Source organism: Variovorax atrisoli 110B (assembly GCF_000382045.1).
Lineage (GTDB): Bacteria > Pseudomonadota > Gammaproteobacteria > Burkholderiales > Burkholderiaceae_C > Variovorax > Variovorax atrisoli.
Map to the genome: position 1 here is coordinate 151,543 of NZ_KB907461.1, position 15,185 is coordinate 166,727.

The following is a 15,185-nucleotide window of genomic DNA, read 5'->3' on the forward strand; positions in this document are numbered from 1 at the left end:
GATGGCGGCGCGCACGATGAAGAAGGCCGACGTGGTGATCGTCGGCTTCGGCTGGACCGGGGCGATCATGGCCAAGGAGCTGACCGAGGCCGGCCTGAACGTGGTCGCGCTCGAGCGCGGACCGATGCGCGACACCGCCACCGACGGCATCTATCCCAAGGTGCTGGACGAGCTGGCCTACAGCATCCGCCGCAAGCTCTTCCAGGACGTCTCGCGTGAAACAGTCACCGTGCGACACGGTGTGAACGACACGGCGCTGCCCTATCGCCAGCTGGGCGCCTTCTTGCCGGGCACCGGCGTGGGCGGGGCGGGGCTGCACTGGTCGGGCGTGCACTTCCGGGTGGACCCCGTCGAGCTGCGGCTGCGCAGCCACTACGAGGAACGCTATGGCCGCAAGTTCATTCCCGAGGGCATGACCATCCAGGACTTCGGCGTCAGCTACGAGGAGCTGGAGCCGCATTTCGACTTCGCGGAGAAGGTCTTCGGCACTTCGGGCGCGGCATGGACGGTGGCGGGCAAGCGGGTGGGCGAGGGTGGCAACCCGTTCGCACCGGACCGCTCGAGCGACTTCCCGCTGCCGCCGCAGAAGCGCACGGTGTCGGCGCAGCGCTTCGGCGAGGCGGCGCGAAAGCTCGGCCACCATCCCTACGACCTGCCCTCGGCCAACGCCTCCGGACCCTACACCAACCCCTACGGCTGCCAGATGGGGCCGTGCAACTTCTGCGGCTACTGCAGCGGCTACGTCTGCTACAACTATTCGAAGGCCTCGCCCAACGTCAACGTGCTGCCGGCACTGCGGCTGGCGCCGAACTTCGAACTGCGCACCAACGCCCACGTGCTCAGGGTGAACCTCTCGGGCGACCGCCGCAGCGCGACCGGCGTGACCTATCTCGACGCGCAGGGCAGCGAGGTCGAGCAGCCGGCCGACATCGTCGTCATCGCGGCCTTCCAGCTCCACAACGTGCGGCTGATGCTGCTGTCCGGCATTGGCACGCCATACGACCCGGCCACCGGCCAGGGCACGGTGGGGCGCAACTTCGCCTACCAGAACATGGCGACCATCAAGGCCTACTTCGACAAGGACGTGCACGCCAATCCCTTCATCGGCGCGGGTGGCAACGGCGTCGCGATCGACGACTTCAACGCCGACAACTTCGATCACGGCCCGGCCGGCTTCGTCGGCGGCTCGCCGATGTGGGTCAACCAGGCCGGCGCCAAGCCCATCAGCGGCATCTCGCTGCCCGACGGCGCGCCGGCCTGGGGCAGCGGCTGGAAGAAGGCCGTGGCCGACAACTACAACCACACCATCTCGATGGATGCGCACGGCGCGCACATGAGCTACCGCGACAACTACCTGAGCCTGGACCCGACCTACAAGGACGCGTGGGGCCTGCCGCTGCTTCGCATGACCTTCGACTGGAAGGACAACGACATCCGCATGACGCGCTTCATGGCGCAGAAGATGCAGCGCATCGCCGAGGCCATGGGCCCGAAGTCCCTGCGTGTTCTCGTCAAGAACTTCGGCGAGCACTTCGACGTCGTGGGCTACCAGACGACCCACCTCAACGGCGGCGCGATCATGGGCGTCGACCCGGGCACCAGCGCGGTCAACCGCTACCTGCAGAGCTGGGACGTGCACAACGTCTTTGTGCCGGGCGCCTCGGCCTTCCCGCAAGGCCTGGGCTACAACCCGACCGGGCTGGTGGCGGCGCTGACCTACTGGTCGGCGAAGGCGATTCGCGAGCGCTATCTCAAGGCCCCCGGGCCGATGGCCTGAGAGGCGCGAGCGCACACCGAAGACCGCGAGCTGCAACGCGGGGCAAATGCCTGCGCTGCATAACCATCGCGTCCAGGTGGTTGGAGCAAAAAAGCCCGGCCTGAACAGCGCGGGCTTGAGCGGCGTGTCTCCTGGTCGAAGGGTCCCGGCAACGGACTGCGGCCGGCGTTTGCCTCGGAGCTGCCAGCAGACCCGGCGGCCCGACATGCCGCTGATCTACCGTGGAGAGACGGGCCCGGGCCTCGCGGTTCTTCCTACAAAGGCGAGGGCGGCCCGCCGACGGGTGGCGGCGCGGCGCCTGTCTACCTTGTCCCGAAGTTCTTCCCGTCTCCATCGATCATCCATGTACGACCACTCCAGCGACACCGACCTGCGGCACTTGCAGCCCCGGCTCGGCGGCGATCTGGCGCTGCGGCATCTCGTGGAGGCGGGACTGGACGTCCTGCCCATGCCGGGCGGCGGCCGCACCCTGGCGCGGTGGCGCGTGCTGGCGGAAGTGGCGGCCCATGATCTTTCGCTGGTCAAGCTCTTCGAGGGGCACGCGGACGCGCTCGCGATCCAGGCCGAACTGGGTGGCGCCTCTATCGCCCCTGCAGGCGCGCGCTGGGCGACATGGTGCGCCGAGCCGCCGGATGCCCGCGTGATGGCCGAAGACGAGGAGGGTGGCGGTGAAGACATCCGGCTGAGCGGCACCAAGGCGTGGTGCTCCGGCGCCGCCGCCGTCACGCACGCGGTCGTGAGTTGCTGGAACCGGGACGGCAAGCCTTGCCTTGCCATGGTTGAGATGGATCAGCCCGGTGTTCTGGTGACGGGCGAGGGATGGCACGCCGTGGGCATGGCTGCCTCGGCCAGCGTGAATGTCCGGTTCGACCGCGCACGGGCCCGCTGGCTCGGACAGCCCGGCGACTACACGCAGCGCCCCGGGTTCTGGCAAGGCGGTGCGGGCATCGCCGCGTGCTGGTTCGGCGGCGCATGGGGCATCGCGCGAAAGGTCCGCGGCCTCATGGGCAGGGCCCCCGATGCCCATCGGCTGGCACACCTCGGCGCCATCGACGCGGCATTGACGCCTGCGGCCGCACTGCTGCGGGAGACGGCCGCGTGGATCGACTGCCATCCGCGCGACGATGCGAGCCAGGTGGCTTTGCGCGCGCGCCTGGCCGTGGAGCAGGCGGCCAACGAGGTCATGAGCCATGCGGGCAGGGCGCTGGGTGCGGGGCCGCTGTGTCGCGACCCCACCTTCGCACGGGCCATGGCCGACCTGCCCGTGTTCCTGCGGCAAAGCCACGCAGAGCGCGATCTTGCCGCACTCGGCTCGCTCGCTGCGCCAGACGACGGGGAGGGGCCGGATTCGTGGAAGCTCTAGCCCGTCCGCGCATTCGAGGAGAAGGCACCACCGAAGCCGAGTGGAACGGCTGGCCTGGCCTGGCGCAGCTGCCCCGTATCGACGCGCGCACGCTGGTGCCGCGCGGTGCGCGCGCCGTCGTGGTGGCCCCGCACCCCGACGACGAGGTGCTCTCGGTCGGTGGCCTGCTCGCGCAATTGAACGATGAGGGCGATGGCGACGCGCGGGTCGCGGTGATTGCCGTGACCGACGGCACGGCCAGTCATCCTGGATCGACCGAGTGGCCCGTCGAGCGGCTCGCCATGCAGCGTCCACGCGAAAGCCGGCTGGCGCTGCGGCGTCTGGGCCTGTCGATCGAACCCGTGCGGCTGGGCTTGCCCGACGGTGGCCTGGCCCCCTTGCGCGGCACGTTGGCGGCGCGCCTCGTCTCGTTGCTTCGGCCGCGCGACGTGGTGTTCACGACCTGGCGAGGCGATGGCCATCCGGACCATGAAGCGACAGGGCAGGCCTGCGCGCTGGCCGCCGCGAGCGCGGGCGCGCGGCTGGTGGAAGTGCCCGTGTGGGGATGGCACTGGGCGCGTCCTGGCGATGCGCGCATGCCATGGCAGCACGCCGTTCGCCTCGACCTGGATGAAGACGCGGTGCGGCGCAAGCGCGCCGCGGTGCAGGCGTTTGCCAGCCAGATGTGGAGTGATGCCTCGACGGGTGCCGGACCTGTGCTGAGGGCCACTACCATTGCCCGCGCGCAGCGCGCCTACGAGGTGATGTTCGTGTGAGCGGCGTGTTGCGGCCTTATTTCGACGGCATGTATGCGGCCAGCGAGGATCCCTACGCGGTGCGACAGCGCTGGTACGAGATCCGCAAGCGCGCGCTGCTGCTGGCGGCCTTGCCGCAGCCCCGGTATCGGCGTGCCTACGAGCCCGGCTGCGGCACCGGCGAGCTGACGCAGGCGCTTTCGCAGCGCTGCGATCACCTGCTCTCGAGCGATTTCTCGCCGCAGGCGGTGGAGATCGCATGCAGGAGCACCCGTGCACTGACCAACGTGCAGGTGGTGCAGCACATCCTTCCGGCGCAATGGCCGCGCGACGCGGGTCGCTTCGACCTGATCGTCCTGAGCGAGGTGGGGTACTTCCTCGATCGGGAGGAGATGCGTCGCGTGGCCGAGTGCTGCCAAGCCTCGCTCGAAGCCGATGGCACGCTGGTGGCCTGTGACTGGCGCCCGGATTTCGACGAACGGCGCCTTTCCACGGACGAAGTCCACGCGGCACTGGCCGCGCTCGGTCTGCCGCGCCTGGTGTTCCACGAGGAGGACGACTTCGTGCTGCAGGTCTGGGGACGCGACGGTCGCTCGGTGGCCGAGCGCGAGGGCATCCGATGACCGGCGTCGTTGGCGTTCGAACCGGATTCGCGACGAGAACAAGCTCATGGACGACATGCTCGATCTGATTCAGTGGCCGGCCTTTCTGGCATCACTTGCTGCGGCCTGGCTGGTCGCATCCGAGACGCGGCGGCGCCGGAACTGGGGGTTCTGGGTGTTCCTGCTGAGCAACGTGCTGTGGACGGCGTGGGGCTGGCACAGCTCCGCCTTTGCGCTGATTGCGCTGCAGGTCTGCCTGGCCGCGCTCAACATCAGGGGCCTGCTCAAGACGGAGCCTTCGAAGTAGGCGCTCTCCGATCTTTCACGCGGCGGCTCGTCGACATGCCGCGCGAGCACTCTGCAAGTGACGCGACAACGGCGACTCCGGATCTGCCGCGCGCGTCGCCGGATGGTCAATGCCGGAACCGACGACTCGCCCGTCGCGCTACTGTTTGCTGCGCTGCCTGTCCACCTGCGCTTCGGCTTCGAGCCAGTCGTCGGTTGCGCTGCCAGGGGCGTCGCCTCGTCGCAGGTAGGCCTCGTAGGCCGCCTTGCGGATGGCTTCTTCGCGGCCGGTGTCCGTTGCATCGGTCCGCTCGGACGGGTCGTCCTGTCCAGGAGCGCCTTGCGTCTTGTGCGCTTCCTTGCCCATGTGGCTGCCTTCGGTGGGGCTGTCCTGGCCGATGGCTCTGTTCTGATCGATGTTGACAGGCGACATGGGCCTGGATTTCGGGTCTTGCTTCATGCGGGCTCCTTGAAAGGGTGTTCTACGGGGTCGCGGGAACGCGCATCGAGACGCCCAGGGGCTGCGAGACCGCCTCCAGGTGCTGGACGACGGCGTGGATCAGCGCATCCGCGAAGCCGCCGGCAGCCCGCGCCTCCCTGCGTGCGCTCGTGACCACGCGCGGCTTCGCGCTGCGCGCGACGTGAGCGCCCGATGCGATGAGCGCATCCACCAACGCGACGTCTTCGCTGCACGCCAGGTGCCTGAAGCCGCCCGCTCGCCGGTAGGCGGCCGCGGACACGCCCATGTTGGCCCCGTGCACGTGCGGATGGTCTTCGTCGTCCGTGTAGGTCCGCCGGAAGTGCTCGGCCAGGAGCGGCGCGTTCTCGCCGTGGGGCGTCCAGTCGGCCACGCCCACGGTGCCGCACACCGCATCGCAGCGCAGGGAGAGTTGGTCGACGAGCCACGAGGCTGACACCATCGTGTCGGCATCGGTGAAGGCGAGCCAGCGGGCCCCGCGCTCCAGGAGCGCCTGGGCCCCCACCGCGCGGGCCATGCCGACGTTGCGCGCCCGGATGCTCACGGTGCTGGCTCCGAACGCGTGGGCATGGATGCCCGTGGCATCGCTGCATTCATCGAGGACCACGACGATCTCGACGGCTTCGCCGTTCAGCCCAGGATGCCGGGCCGCATCGCCCAGGGCGCGCAGGCAGGCACGGATGCAGGCTTCTTCGTTGTGCGCAGGGACGGCGATTCCGATCATTCGTGTTTCTCTTTCCGGTTGCATGCGCTGGGCGGGATGGATGCTTCCGAGACTGAATGGGCAGCAACCCGGGCCGCGTCAGCACGCACGCGGTGCATTTGTAGGCTGGGGTGCAGGTGGCCCATCGCACCGCAACGGCGCCGGTGTTCGTTCGCACTGGGAGGCGGGCACTCTTGCTGGAGGCCCTGCCGCCCCGGGGCCGAACGCGTCGCGGCCCGTTTATCAGCGGCCTGCGCGCGGTGCGTTCCTACAGCGCCGTGCCTGCAGGGCTCCTAGCGTCGCGCTCCCACTTCACGAGAGCGACATGGCCAAGAAAAACCCCACCTCCCTTTCTCCAGCTTCTTCTCCCGCGGCCAGGTCGGCCGCAAGCCCTGCCGAGATCGATGCGGCCCGCGCCGCCGCGCGCAATACCGACAGCGGCCCTGCCAGCCCCCCTCCCGAAGCGGCAGGCCGAGGCGATGCACCCACGCAGAAGGCCATCGACACGCAGGCGCTGGCCGCTGGAATGCCTTCCAACCCCAACAAGCCGCTCGAGCACGGCGAAGCCAACGCCCAGGCCACGCCGGCCGGCGCCACCGTCGCGCCGCCGTCACGCCTGCCGGGTGCGAGCACCCTGTCAGAACAAAACGATTCCGACAAGACGGGCACTGTGGCGCCCGAGGGCGTCAACGCGACGATCGGCACGCTTGACCGCGTGCGCGTCGATTCGAGTGGGCAGGTGCTCACGACGAACCAGGGCGTGGCCATTGCGGACAACCAGAATTCGCTCAAGGCCGGCGCCCGCGGTCCGGTGCTGCTCGAAGACTTCATCCTGCGCGAGAAGATCACCCACTTCGATCACGAGCGCATCCCGGAACGCATCGTGCACGCGCGCGGCTCGGGGGCGCACGGCTTCTTCGAGTGCTACGAGCCGCTCACCGAGTTCACCAAGGCGGCGCCCTTCAAGGAGGCCGGCAAGGTGACGCCGGTGTTCGTTCGCTTCTCGACCGTGGCGGGCGAGCGCGGCTCGAAGGACACTGCTCGCGATGTGCGCGGCTTCGCCGTCAAGTTCTACACGGACGAAGGCAACTGGGACCTGGTGGGCAACAACATGCCCGTGTTCTTCATCCAGGATGCGATGAAGTTTCCGGACCTGGTGCATGCGGTGAAGCCCGAGCCGCACCACCAGATGCCGCAGGCGGCCAGCGCGCACGACACGTTCTGGGACTTCGTATCGCTCATGCCCGAATCCACCCACATGCTGATGTGGCAGATGTCGGATCGCGCCATTCCGCGCAGCTATCGCATGATGCAGGGCTTCGGCGTGCACACTTTCCGGCTCGTCAACGAGGAGGGTGAGGCCTTTCTCGTGAAGTTCCACTGGCAACCGAAGCTGGGCACGCATTCGCTCGTGTGGGAAGAGGCGGTGAAGATCTCCGGCGCCGATCCCGACTTCCACCGCCGCGACCTGTGGGAAGCCATCGATGCCGGTGAGTATCCCGAGTGGGAGCTGGGGCTGCAGATCTTCACCGAGGAGCAGGCCGAGAAATTCAGCTTCGACATCCTCGACGCCACCAAGATCGTTCCGGAAGAGCTGGTGCCGGTGCGCATCGTCGGGCGCATGGTGCTCAACCGCAATCCCGACAACTTCTTCGCGGAGACGGAGCAGGTGGCCTTCTGCACGGCCCACGTCGTGCCGGGCATCGACTTCACGAACGATCCGCTGCTGGCCGGCCGCATTCACTCCTACGTCGACACCCAGATCAGCCGCCTGGGCGGACCCAACTTCCACGAGCTGCCGATCAATGCGCCGATCGCGCAGGTGCACAACAACCAGCGCGACGGCATGCATCGACAGGCGATCCATCGCGGGCGCGTCGCCTACGAGCCCAACTCGCTGGCCGGCGGTTGTCCGTTCCAGGCAGGCGCGGCGCAAGGATTCACGAGCATCGCGCGCCGCCTCGATGCCAAGGAAAGCGCGGACAAGGTGCGCATCAAGCCCGAGAAGTTCGCCGACCACTACACCCAGGCCCGCCTCTTCTTCGAAAGCCAGACGCCCGTCGAACAGGCGCACATCGGCAACGCCTTCCGCTTCGAGCTCTCCAAGGTCACGGTGCCGGCCGTTCGTGAGCGTGTCGTGGCCAGCCTGCTGAACGCGGCGCCCGAGCTCGCGCAGCGCCTTGCGCAGGACCTGGGCATGGAACTGCCGGCGCCGCTGCCCAAGGCCCTGGAGACGCCTGCGACGCCCGAGGTCGATCAGTCGCCTGCGCTGTCGCTGATGGCGAGGCCGGGTGACGGCGGCATTCGCACGCGCAAGGTGGCGGTCCTGGTCGCCAACGGCGTCGAGGGTGCATCGCTGGGCAAGGTGGTCTCGTCGCTCGTGGCGGCCGGCGCGGTGCCACGGCTCGTCGGAGCGCGGCTCGGAACCTGCATCGGTGCGGCAGGAGAACGGTTCGCCGTCGATGCGACGCTGGAGAACTCGCCCGGTTTCCTGTTCGACGCCCTGGTGCTGCCCGACGGTGCAGCCGCTGTGGAGGCGCTGGACGCCGACGCCCACACGCTCGAGTTCCTGCGCGACCAGTACTGGCACTGCAAGACCATCCTGGCGCTGGGCGCCTCCGACGCGCTGGTGGCGCAAGCGCAGATCCCGATGACCTTGCCCGATGGTGCGGAAGATCCCGGTCTCATCCTGGCCGATGCCGTCGACGCCGAGGAGGCTATCGAGGCGTTCATTGCGGCCATGGGGCAGCACAGGCATTTCGGACGCGAGAACGACCCGCCGGCTGCCTGAGGGGCCCCAGCCTGGAACCATGTTCGAGGGATTCGCTGAAGCCGATCTGGCACTGAAAGACGCGACGCTGCATGTGCGCCACGGCGGCAGCGGTCCGCCCGTGCTGTTGCTGCATGGGCATCCGCGCACGCACGCCACCTGGGCGCAGGTGGCGCCGCTGCTGGCGAGGCACTTCACCGTGGTCTATCCCGACCTGCGCGGTTTCGGCAGATCGTCCAAGCCGGTGGACACCTTGGACCACGGGGGGGCGTCCAAGCGCGCGAAGGCGGCCGACTGTGTCCAGCTGATGCAGCGGCTCGGGCATTCGCGCTTCGCGATGGTGGGCCACGATCGCGGTGCCTATGTGGCCTTCCGGGCTGCCATGGACCATCCGGAAGCGGTCAGCCGCCTCGTGGTGCTGGACGCGGTCCCCATCGTCGAGGCGCTGGAGCGCTGCAACGCCCGCTTTGCGCAGTGGTGGTGGCACTGGTTCTTCTATGCGCAGTCCGACAAGCCCGAGCGCGCGATCCTTGCCGACCCCGAGGCCTGGTATGGCGGATCGCCGAAGCACATGGGCGCCGAAGCGTTCGAAGACTTTCGGCAAGCCATCCATGACCTGGACTCCGTGCATGCGATTGTCGAAGACTACCGTGCGGGCCTGGGCATCGATCGCATGCACGACGAAGAAGACCGCCGGCACGGCCGGAAGGTCCGGTGTCCGATGCTGTGCATGTGATCGAAGCAGGACGACCTGGAAGCGCTGTACGGCGATGTGCTCGGCGTGTGGGCGCGCTGGGCGGGCGACCTGCAAGGCGGCGCGCTCGACTGCGGACATCACATGGCTGAGGAGAAGCCTGTGGAACTCGCGGCGCGGCTGCTGGATTTTCTTCGGCGCTGAAACCTATACACCGATGGTTCCTCAGCATTGAGGGGCTTCGGCTTCCCCACACCGCGATGGGCCAGCGATGTGGAACAAATCGGCTTGCGCACCGGAATTGATTTCCCGACGGAGAGGGATCTTCTTTGCGTTTCCTTTGCCCTGCGGCGCTCTCTCTGGTCGCGTGGCCATAGAAGCGTGGAGATTGAAGCGGGATGTCCCCATCCATCCCTCGGTCGGATTGCCCATCTTTGCATGCAGGAAGATAAAGGCGTAATATGTCCAATATTTTAGACATATCTGATCGCGGGCTGCCATGAACCTCCACGACATCGGTGATGCTGTACGAGCGCGTCGCGTTGAACTGGGTATGTCGCAGGCGCAGTTGGCGCACTTGAGCGGCCTGTCTCGTCAGACCCTCGTCGGCTTGGAGAACGGCACGCTGAGCGATCTGGGCGTCAACCGTGTGGGGCAGGTGATGGCCGTGCTGGGCCTGGACACTCCCAAGCCCGATACGCTGGTGCGGCGCAAGAAGCGCGGGCTGTGGATGGCGGCCAAGACGGCCAGCGTCAGCTATGCGCGTGAACTGGGGCCCGAGGCGCTCGAAGAGGTTCTCGCAAGCGGCGAAGTCACGGCCCCCTTTGTCCCGCATCTGATCCACCTGCTCGACGAAGCGCCGGTGCCCATCGTGGTGATGGCTGTGGAGGAAACGGCCTCGCGTGCGCACCTGCCACCGAGGCGGATCTGGCGGAACGTGGCAAAGCTGGCCGACGCGTTGTCTGTGCATCGGCGAGCGTTGTGGGCATGAAGCCAGGACCGCTGCCCGCCGGTGCTTGGGAGAAGCTCCTTCCGCGCGCGCTGGCGTTGATTGATGAGATCACCCGTTATGGCGGGGTCGCCGATCCATTCTGGACCTTTGGCGGCGGGACCGTGCTGATGTTCCGTTACCGCCACCGCCTGAGCAAGGACATCGATATCTTCGTTCCCGATCCCCAGTACCTCGGTTTCGTTACGCCGCGATTGAGCGACACGGCGGCGGACCTGACGCAGGACTACACCGAGCAGCCCGGCGCGTTCGTCAAACTGCAGTTCGAGGACGGCGAGGTCGATTTCGTGGCATCCCCGAACCTGCTGGCCGATGCCTGGGAGACCTGGGACATCGGCGGTCGCACGGTGAGAGTGGAGACGGCAGTCGAAATTATCGCCAAGAAGATGTACCACCGCGGCGACCGTGCCACGGCGCGCGATCTGTTCGATCTGGCGCTCGTGGTCGAGCGCGAGCCTCAACAGCTCCTGGCGGCGACGCCGTTCCTGTTGCGTCACCGAGAGGCGTTCCTGTCCCAGATCCGGCAGCCGCATCCCGGGTTGCTCGTCGCGTTCGACGCCATCGCTGCACTGGACTACACGCCGGCCTTCGAACACTGCGTAACTGTGGTCGGCCGATTCCTGGACAGCCTGTAGCCATCAAGCGAACGCGAAAGCGCTCGTGACCTTACAGCCCCGGGGCTAAAGCCCTGTCCGTTCTGAAAGGAGGGCAGCTTCTGCACTGGCAAAAAGGCGCCCGATGCGGGAGCGTGGACATGTTCCTGTTCGGTGATGGATCTGTGTTGCAAGGAGGGCAAGCGCCGCGCGGCGGCCAGTCGAACCGTGCACCGGTGCGCCGGCGATCATGTGGACGTTTGGGGAGAAGGGCTTGCTTGTGAGCCCAGAGGCTCACCTCCTCGCTCTCGCATTCAAGGCTCTGCGCGCGCTTCGCGTGCTAGGCGCGTGCCGCGCGCCTTCGGCGTCCCTGCGCGCTGTGTTATGAGGGGGCGGACGAAAACTTGAATTACTGACCTGCCCCTCCGAACCGTACCAGCGTAATGGCAGCGAAGTCCGTCAACTAACCATGTACCCGAGTGCCGCTCGGAAGCAGGAGCGGTGACCAGGTGCCCAGAACGGGTGCTCAGATCCACTGGAATACGCAGCAGTGGCGACGGTTGCCGGCGACGCGGGTGGGAGCTGGTTGTTGCGGTGCCGGGAGCCGTGTGATACGCATCGCGAGCGCTCGACCCCCGCATCGGCGCGCGCATCGGACCGGGCTGGCCGTCGATTGCGCGTCGTGCAACGCCAGCGGGCCTTGCGCTCGGCGCGACGGGCCCACGGTGCTGCGCTGCGGTGCCTGAGATGCAAGCGTTGCAGGTGGCGCCGCGCGCCCGGATCATCGCGCCGTCCCGTCCTCGCTTTTCTCGCCCCTTCGACCATGAAGATTCCTCCCCGCTGCGCCGCCGTCATTACCATGCTGTCCATGAGCATCTGCACCGCGGCCGCTGCCCGCACGGGCTACCTGGGACCGGCCGGCAGCTGGACCCATCAGGCGTGCCTGGAACTCTTCGCGGAGGAGGAACTCGTCGCGCTCGAGCGCGAGACGCTCTTCGAGGCCTTGCGCGCCGGGACCATCGAGCGCGCATGCGTGCCCGTGACGACCTCGGTGGTCGGCGCCACGCCGTATCTCGACGACGTGCTCGCGCTCGATGCGATCGCGGGTGTGCAGGTGGTGGCGGAGTACCCGAAGGTGCTCGGGTACAGCCTGCTCGCGAAACCCGGCACCCGCCGCGAGGACATCAGCACGATCGTCGCGCACCCCGTGGCACTCGAGGAGGTCAAGCCCTGGCTGGACCGGGAGATGCCGCACGTCGAGCGCCGGCCCGCGGCCAGCGCGGGAGCGGCCGCAAAGCTGGTGGCCCAGGCGAGCCGCTCGGACATGGCGGCGATGGGGCCACCGAGCGCGGCACGCATCCACGCGCTGGCGTCGGTCGCGGACGGGATCGAGCAGGGGCCGCATAACACCACGCGCTGGTGGGTACTGGGCCGCGCGATGCCAGCGCCCAGCGGTCGCGACAAGACCAGCTTGCTGCTGAGCGTCGACGAGGCTGGGTTCCAGCGTTCGCTGCAGGCGCTCACGGGTGCGGCCCGTGTGCTCGCCATCTACGAGCGCCCGGGGCGGAAGTCGCTCGACGGCCACCGGTATGTCATCGACATCGTAGGCCATGCGTCGCAGCCGGCCATCGCCGGGCTGCTGGCGCAGCACAGGGAATTCCGGCTGCTCGGCTCCTATCCCCGCCGGTATTGAGCGTGGGACGCTGCGCTCGCTCCAGGGACGCCGATCCAGAGCGAGCATGTGGCGAGTGCAAAACGCGGAGGCCGCGAAATCTGTCCCTTCGGCGGAATTTCGAGGCGGCCGAGGAAGCCCGCGGCATCCTGCGGGAGAAATTTCGGAATGCTCGGCCGCGTGCCGATCCGACTTGAAGCGGCCATGAGCGGATCTTGCGCCGGCTCGGCGTGGCGCTCGAACACAGGCGCCGGACCGCAAGAAGCGGCGCCGGGAAATGCCGCGTCGCGGCTAGACTTTCGCGCGGTGCAGGCGGCCGGCCGCCTGGCGCATGGCCATCGTGCGCGCCTCGAGTGCGGCTTGCCCTCGGATGTCAAAGCCAACTGAAAGGGAACCCGTGGACCTGCGGGATTTGAGGTACTTCGAAGTCATCGCCGAGCTCGAGCACATGGGGCGTGCGGCCGAGCGCCTGCACAAGACCCAACCGGCCCTCACGAGCTGCGTGCGTCGGCTGGAGGAGGCGTATGGCGCGACGCTGTTCGAAAAGACCGGACGCGGCATCCGGTTGACCACGGCGGGACGAGCGCTGCTGAGGTGGGCCCAGCGCACCCGATTCGACGTCGAAAGTGCTCGCCGCGAGATCGGCGACATCGGTCAGGGGCTCTCCGGCCAGGTCAAGCTCGGCATCGTGCCCACCGCAGCGCAGTTCCTGTTGCCTCCTGCTGCGCGGGACCTGCTGAAGGAGGCGCCTGGCGTGACCGTGCGAACGACGGTGGCGCTGGGCGACGTCCTTGCCCCGCTTCTGCGCAGCGGCGACATCGACCTCCTCGTCGGCACGGAAGGCCCGAGCGAACCGGGCTTCACCACGCACCTGCTGGCCGAGGACCAGCTCGTCGTGGCCGCGATCGCGAACCACGAGTTGTTCTCGAAGACCAAGGTCACGCTGCGCGACCTCGCGAACTACAAGTGGGTATTGCAACCGCAGGGGGCGCCGATCCGTGACTGGCTCGACCAGACCTTCGACCGGCATCACCTGCCGCGTCCCGTCGTCCAGGTGGAAAGCACCATGCTCCTGATGCTGCCCGCGTTGATCGGCGAGACGGGCCTGCTGAGCTTCATCTCTCGCCTGCATCTGCAGGAGGGCAGTTCGGGGGCGAGGTTGCGCGAGGTGAAGCTGCGCGGCACCACGATGCGGCGTCGAATGGTGGTGACCTTCCGGGAAAGCGGCTACGTCTCGCCGGCTGCCCAGCGGCTGATTGCACTGCTGGCCAGGCACGCCCGGCTGCCTGCCGCCGAATAGGCAAAGTCAGATTTATCGATTCCAAGAAAAGTTCGATTGGACCGAATGAAGGGGGCGGCGAATACTCCAGTTCCATAGAGGTGCGCCTGACGCACACAACACTGGAGACATCAAGTGAACTCGTTGCACAACGTCCGCGCTCTTCGCGCATTCGCCTTCACCGCCGGCATGCTGGCCCTTGCGTGCGCTTCTGGCGCCATCGCGGCAGAGACGTATCCTGCCCGTCCCATCAAGCTCATCGTGCCGTTTCCTCCTGGCGGAGGTCCCGACCTGATTGCGCGGGAAGTCGCAACGACGGTCACAACGCAGCAGGGCTGGACCATCATCATCGACAACAAGCCCGGCTCGGGCGGGAACATCGGCATGGACGCAGCCGCCAAGGCGGCACCCGACGGCTACACGCTCGTGATGGGGCAGACGTCCAACATGGCCATCAATCCATCGCTGTATGCCAAGCTGCCCTACAACCCGCAGAAGGACCTGACCCCGGTGGGGCTGGTCGCCAGCGCCCCCTTGGTCATCGCGGTGGCCAGCAACTCGCCCTACAAGACGCTCGCGGACCTCATGAATGCCGCCAAGGCGAACCCGGATGGCATCAACTACGCGAGCTCGGGAAGCGGCACGGTCGCTCACCTGGCGACGGAACAACTCCAGCGCATCGCCAACGTCAAGCTGACGCACGTCCCCTACAAGGGCGCGGCGCAGGGCGTCACGGACCTGATCGGAGGCCAGATCCAGATGTACATCTCGTCGGTGGTCACGCTGAGCGGCCACATCAGGAACGGGAAGATGCGCGCCCTCGCCGTGACCTCTGCCAAGCGTTCTGTCGACCTGCCGAACGTCCCGACGGTCGCGGAGGCTGGGTACAAGGGCTTCGAGGCTGTGACCTGGTTCGGCATCGCCGCGCCTGCCGGCGTGTCCAAGGACGCTGTCGCCAAGCTCAACGCCGCCTTCAACAAGGCACTCGAGACTCCCGACGTCAGGAAGAAGCTCACCGAGCAAGGTGCCGACGTACTGGGCGGTCCCTCCGAACAGTTTGCCGCCCTGGTGCGGGACGAGACGGTCCGCTGGGCCAAGGTCGTCAAGGAATCCGGCGCGAAGGTCGACTGACCTTCTTCTCTCTTCCTTTCCCTTTTCATCTTTTCTCCGGAGACGGCTCTGCGCGTGCAGGGTCGGGGCCAATCTCACCCTTCTTTTTTTGGAAT

At 67.5% G+C, this 15,185-nt stretch carries 14 protein-coding genes; 12 read left to right on the forward strand and 2 right to left on the reverse strand.

Features of this window, described 5'->3' with window-relative positions; translation table 11 throughout:
* Window position 1 precedes the first annotated feature (1 nt).
* The 5 genes from G369_RS0127390 to G369_RS0127410 all read left to right on the forward strand — a co-directional run bounded on the left by G369_RS0127390 (window position 2) and on the right by G369_RS0127410 (window position 4,783).
* The gene (locus tag G369_RS0127390; RefSeq protein WP_019657263.1) at window positions 2–1,777 is read left to right on the forward strand and encodes a GMC family oxidoreductase; all 1,776 of its coding nucleotides are present in this window, start codon (window positions 2–4) and stop codon (window positions 1,775–1,777) included.
* Between the two features lie 343 nt (window positions 1,778–2,120).
* Window positions 2,121–3,140 carry an acyl-CoA dehydrogenase family protein gene (locus G369_RS39585; RefSeq protein WP_019657264.1) on the forward strand — a complete coding sequence of 340 codons (1,020 nt, stop codon included), beginning with the start codon at window positions 2,121–2,123 and terminating at the stop codon, window positions 3,138–3,140.
* On the forward strand, window positions 3,128–3,895 hold the full coding sequence (locus G369_RS39270; protein ID WP_019657265.1) for a PIG-L deacetylase family protein: 768 nt from the start codon (window positions 3,128–3,130) through the stop codon (window positions 3,893–3,895). Before G369_RS39585 ends, G369_RS39270 begins: the two co-directional genes overlap by 13 nt.
* Window positions 3,892–4,497 carry a class I SAM-dependent DNA methyltransferase gene (locus G369_RS0127405; protein ID WP_026346682.1) on the forward strand — a complete coding sequence of 202 codons (606 nt, stop codon included), beginning with the start codon at window positions 3,892–3,894 and terminating at the stop codon, window positions 4,495–4,497. The genes G369_RS39270 and G369_RS0127405 overlap by 4 nt, the downstream gene beginning before the upstream one ends.
* Window positions 4,498–4,543: 46 nt before the next feature.
* Window positions 4,544–4,783 carry a hypothetical protein gene (locus tag G369_RS0127410; protein WP_019657267.1) on the forward strand — a complete coding sequence of 80 codons (240 nt, stop codon included), beginning with the start codon at window positions 4,544–4,546 and terminating at the stop codon, window positions 4,781–4,783.
* Between the two features lie 138 nt (window positions 4,784–4,921).
* On the opposite strand, the gene G369_RS0127415 is transcribed toward G369_RS0127410, so the two are convergent.
* Window positions 4,922–5,221 carry a DUF2934 domain-containing protein gene (locus tag G369_RS0127415; RefSeq protein ID WP_080647920.1) on the reverse strand — a complete coding sequence of 100 codons (300 nt, stop codon included), beginning with the start codon at window positions 5,219–5,221 and terminating at the stop codon, window positions 4,922–4,924.
* Between the two features lie 22 nt (window positions 5,222–5,243).
* Window positions 5,244–5,963: a glycosyltransferase family 2 protein gene (locus tag G369_RS0127420; protein WP_019657269.1), complete on the reverse strand. Its 720-nt coding sequence runs from the start codon at window positions 5,961–5,963 to the stop codon at window positions 5,244–5,246.
* 304 nt (window positions 5,964–6,267) lie between these two features.
* Here G369_RS0127420 and G369_RS0127425 point away from each other — a divergent pair, with 304 nt between their 5' ends.
* From G369_RS0127425 to G369_RS0127455, 7 genes are all read left to right on the forward strand, one after another.
* Window positions 6,268–8,733, forward strand: coding sequence for a catalase (locus G369_RS0127425; protein WP_019657270.1), 2,466 nt, complete (start codon window positions 6,268–6,270; stop codon window positions 8,731–8,733).
* Window positions 8,734–8,752: 19 nt separating this feature from the next.
* Complete coding sequence (locus G369_RS36415; RefSeq protein ID WP_208604407.1) at window positions 8,753–9,448, forward strand: alpha/beta fold hydrolase; 696 nt, start codon at window positions 8,753–8,755, stop codon at window positions 9,446–9,448.
* Window positions 9,449–9,905: 457 nt separating this feature from the next.
* Entirely contained in the window at window positions 9,906–10,397 is a 492-nt protein-coding gene (locus G369_RS0127435; RefSeq protein ID WP_026346683.1) for a helix-turn-helix domain-containing protein, read from the forward strand.
* Window positions 10,394–11,050, forward strand: coding sequence for a nucleotidyl transferase AbiEii/AbiGii toxin family protein (locus tag G369_RS0127440; RefSeq protein ID WP_019657271.1), 657 nt, complete (start codon window positions 10,394–10,396; stop codon window positions 11,048–11,050). Before G369_RS0127435 ends, G369_RS0127440 begins: the two co-directional genes overlap by 4 nt.
* A gap of 781 nt (window positions 11,051–11,831) precedes the next feature.
* Window positions 11,832–12,701, forward strand: coding sequence for a prephenate dehydratase (locus G369_RS0127445; RefSeq protein WP_038115919.1), 870 nt, complete (start codon window positions 11,832–11,834; stop codon window positions 12,699–12,701).
* A 376-nt stretch (window positions 12,702–13,077) separates the two neighbouring features.
* The gene (locus tag G369_RS0127450; RefSeq protein WP_019657273.1) at window positions 13,078–13,980 is read left to right on the forward strand and encodes a LysR family transcriptional regulator; all 903 of its coding nucleotides are present in this window, start codon (window positions 13,078–13,080) and stop codon (window positions 13,978–13,980) included.
* Window positions 13,981–14,148: 168 nt separating this feature from the next.
* Window positions 14,149–15,090 carry a Bug family tripartite tricarboxylate transporter substrate binding protein gene (locus tag G369_RS0127455; RefSeq protein WP_080647922.1) on the forward strand — a complete coding sequence of 314 codons (942 nt, stop codon included), beginning with the start codon at window positions 14,149–14,151 and terminating at the stop codon, window positions 15,088–15,090.
* Window positions 15,091–15,185: the final 95 nt, after the last annotated feature.

What these genes read in the sequence shown, in the direction of transcription:
- G369_RS36415 (WP_208604407.1), top strand. Translation starts at nt 8,753, where the DNA reads ATGTTCGAGGGATTCGCTGAAGCCGATCTGGCACTGAAAGACGCGACG.
- G369_RS39585 (WP_019657264.1), top strand. Translation starts at nt 2,121, where the DNA reads ATGTACGACCACTCCAGCGACACCGACCTGCGGCACTTGCAGCCCCGG.
- G369_RS0127440 (WP_019657271.1), top strand. Translation starts at nt 10,394, where the DNA reads ATGAAGCCAGGACCGCTGCCCGCCGGTGCTTGGGAGAAGCTCCTTCCG.
- G369_RS0127410 (WP_019657267.1), top strand. Translation starts at nt 4,544, where the DNA reads ATGGACGACATGCTCGATCTGATTCAGTGGCCGGCCTTTCTGGCATCA.
- G369_RS0127425 (WP_019657270.1), top strand. Translation starts at nt 6,268, where the DNA reads ATGGCCAAGAAAAACCCCACCTCCCTTTCTCCAGCTTCTTCTCCCGCG.
- G369_RS0127420 (WP_019657269.1), bottom strand. Translation starts at nt 5,963, where the DNA reads ATGATCGGAATCGCCGTCCCTGCGCACAACGAAGAAGCCTGCATCCGT.
- G369_RS0127390 (WP_019657263.1), top strand. Translation starts at nt 2, where the DNA reads ATGGCGGCGCGCACGATGAAGAAGGCCGACGTGGTGATCGTCGGCTTC.
- G369_RS0127445 (WP_038115919.1), top strand. Translation starts at nt 11,832, where the DNA reads ATGAAGATTCCTCCCCGCTGCGCCGCCGTCATTACCATGCTGTCCATG.
- G369_RS0127415 (WP_080647920.1), bottom strand. Translation starts at nt 5,221, where the DNA reads ATGAAGCAAGACCCGAAATCCAGGCCCATGTCGCCTGTCAACATCGAT.
- G369_RS0127435 (WP_026346683.1), top strand. Translation starts at nt 9,906, where the DNA reads ATGAACCTCCACGACATCGGTGATGCTGTACGAGCGCGTCGCGTTGAA.
- G369_RS0127455 (WP_080647922.1), top strand. Translation starts at nt 14,149, where the DNA reads ATGCTGGCCCTTGCGTGCGCTTCTGGCGCCATCGCGGCAGAGACGTAT.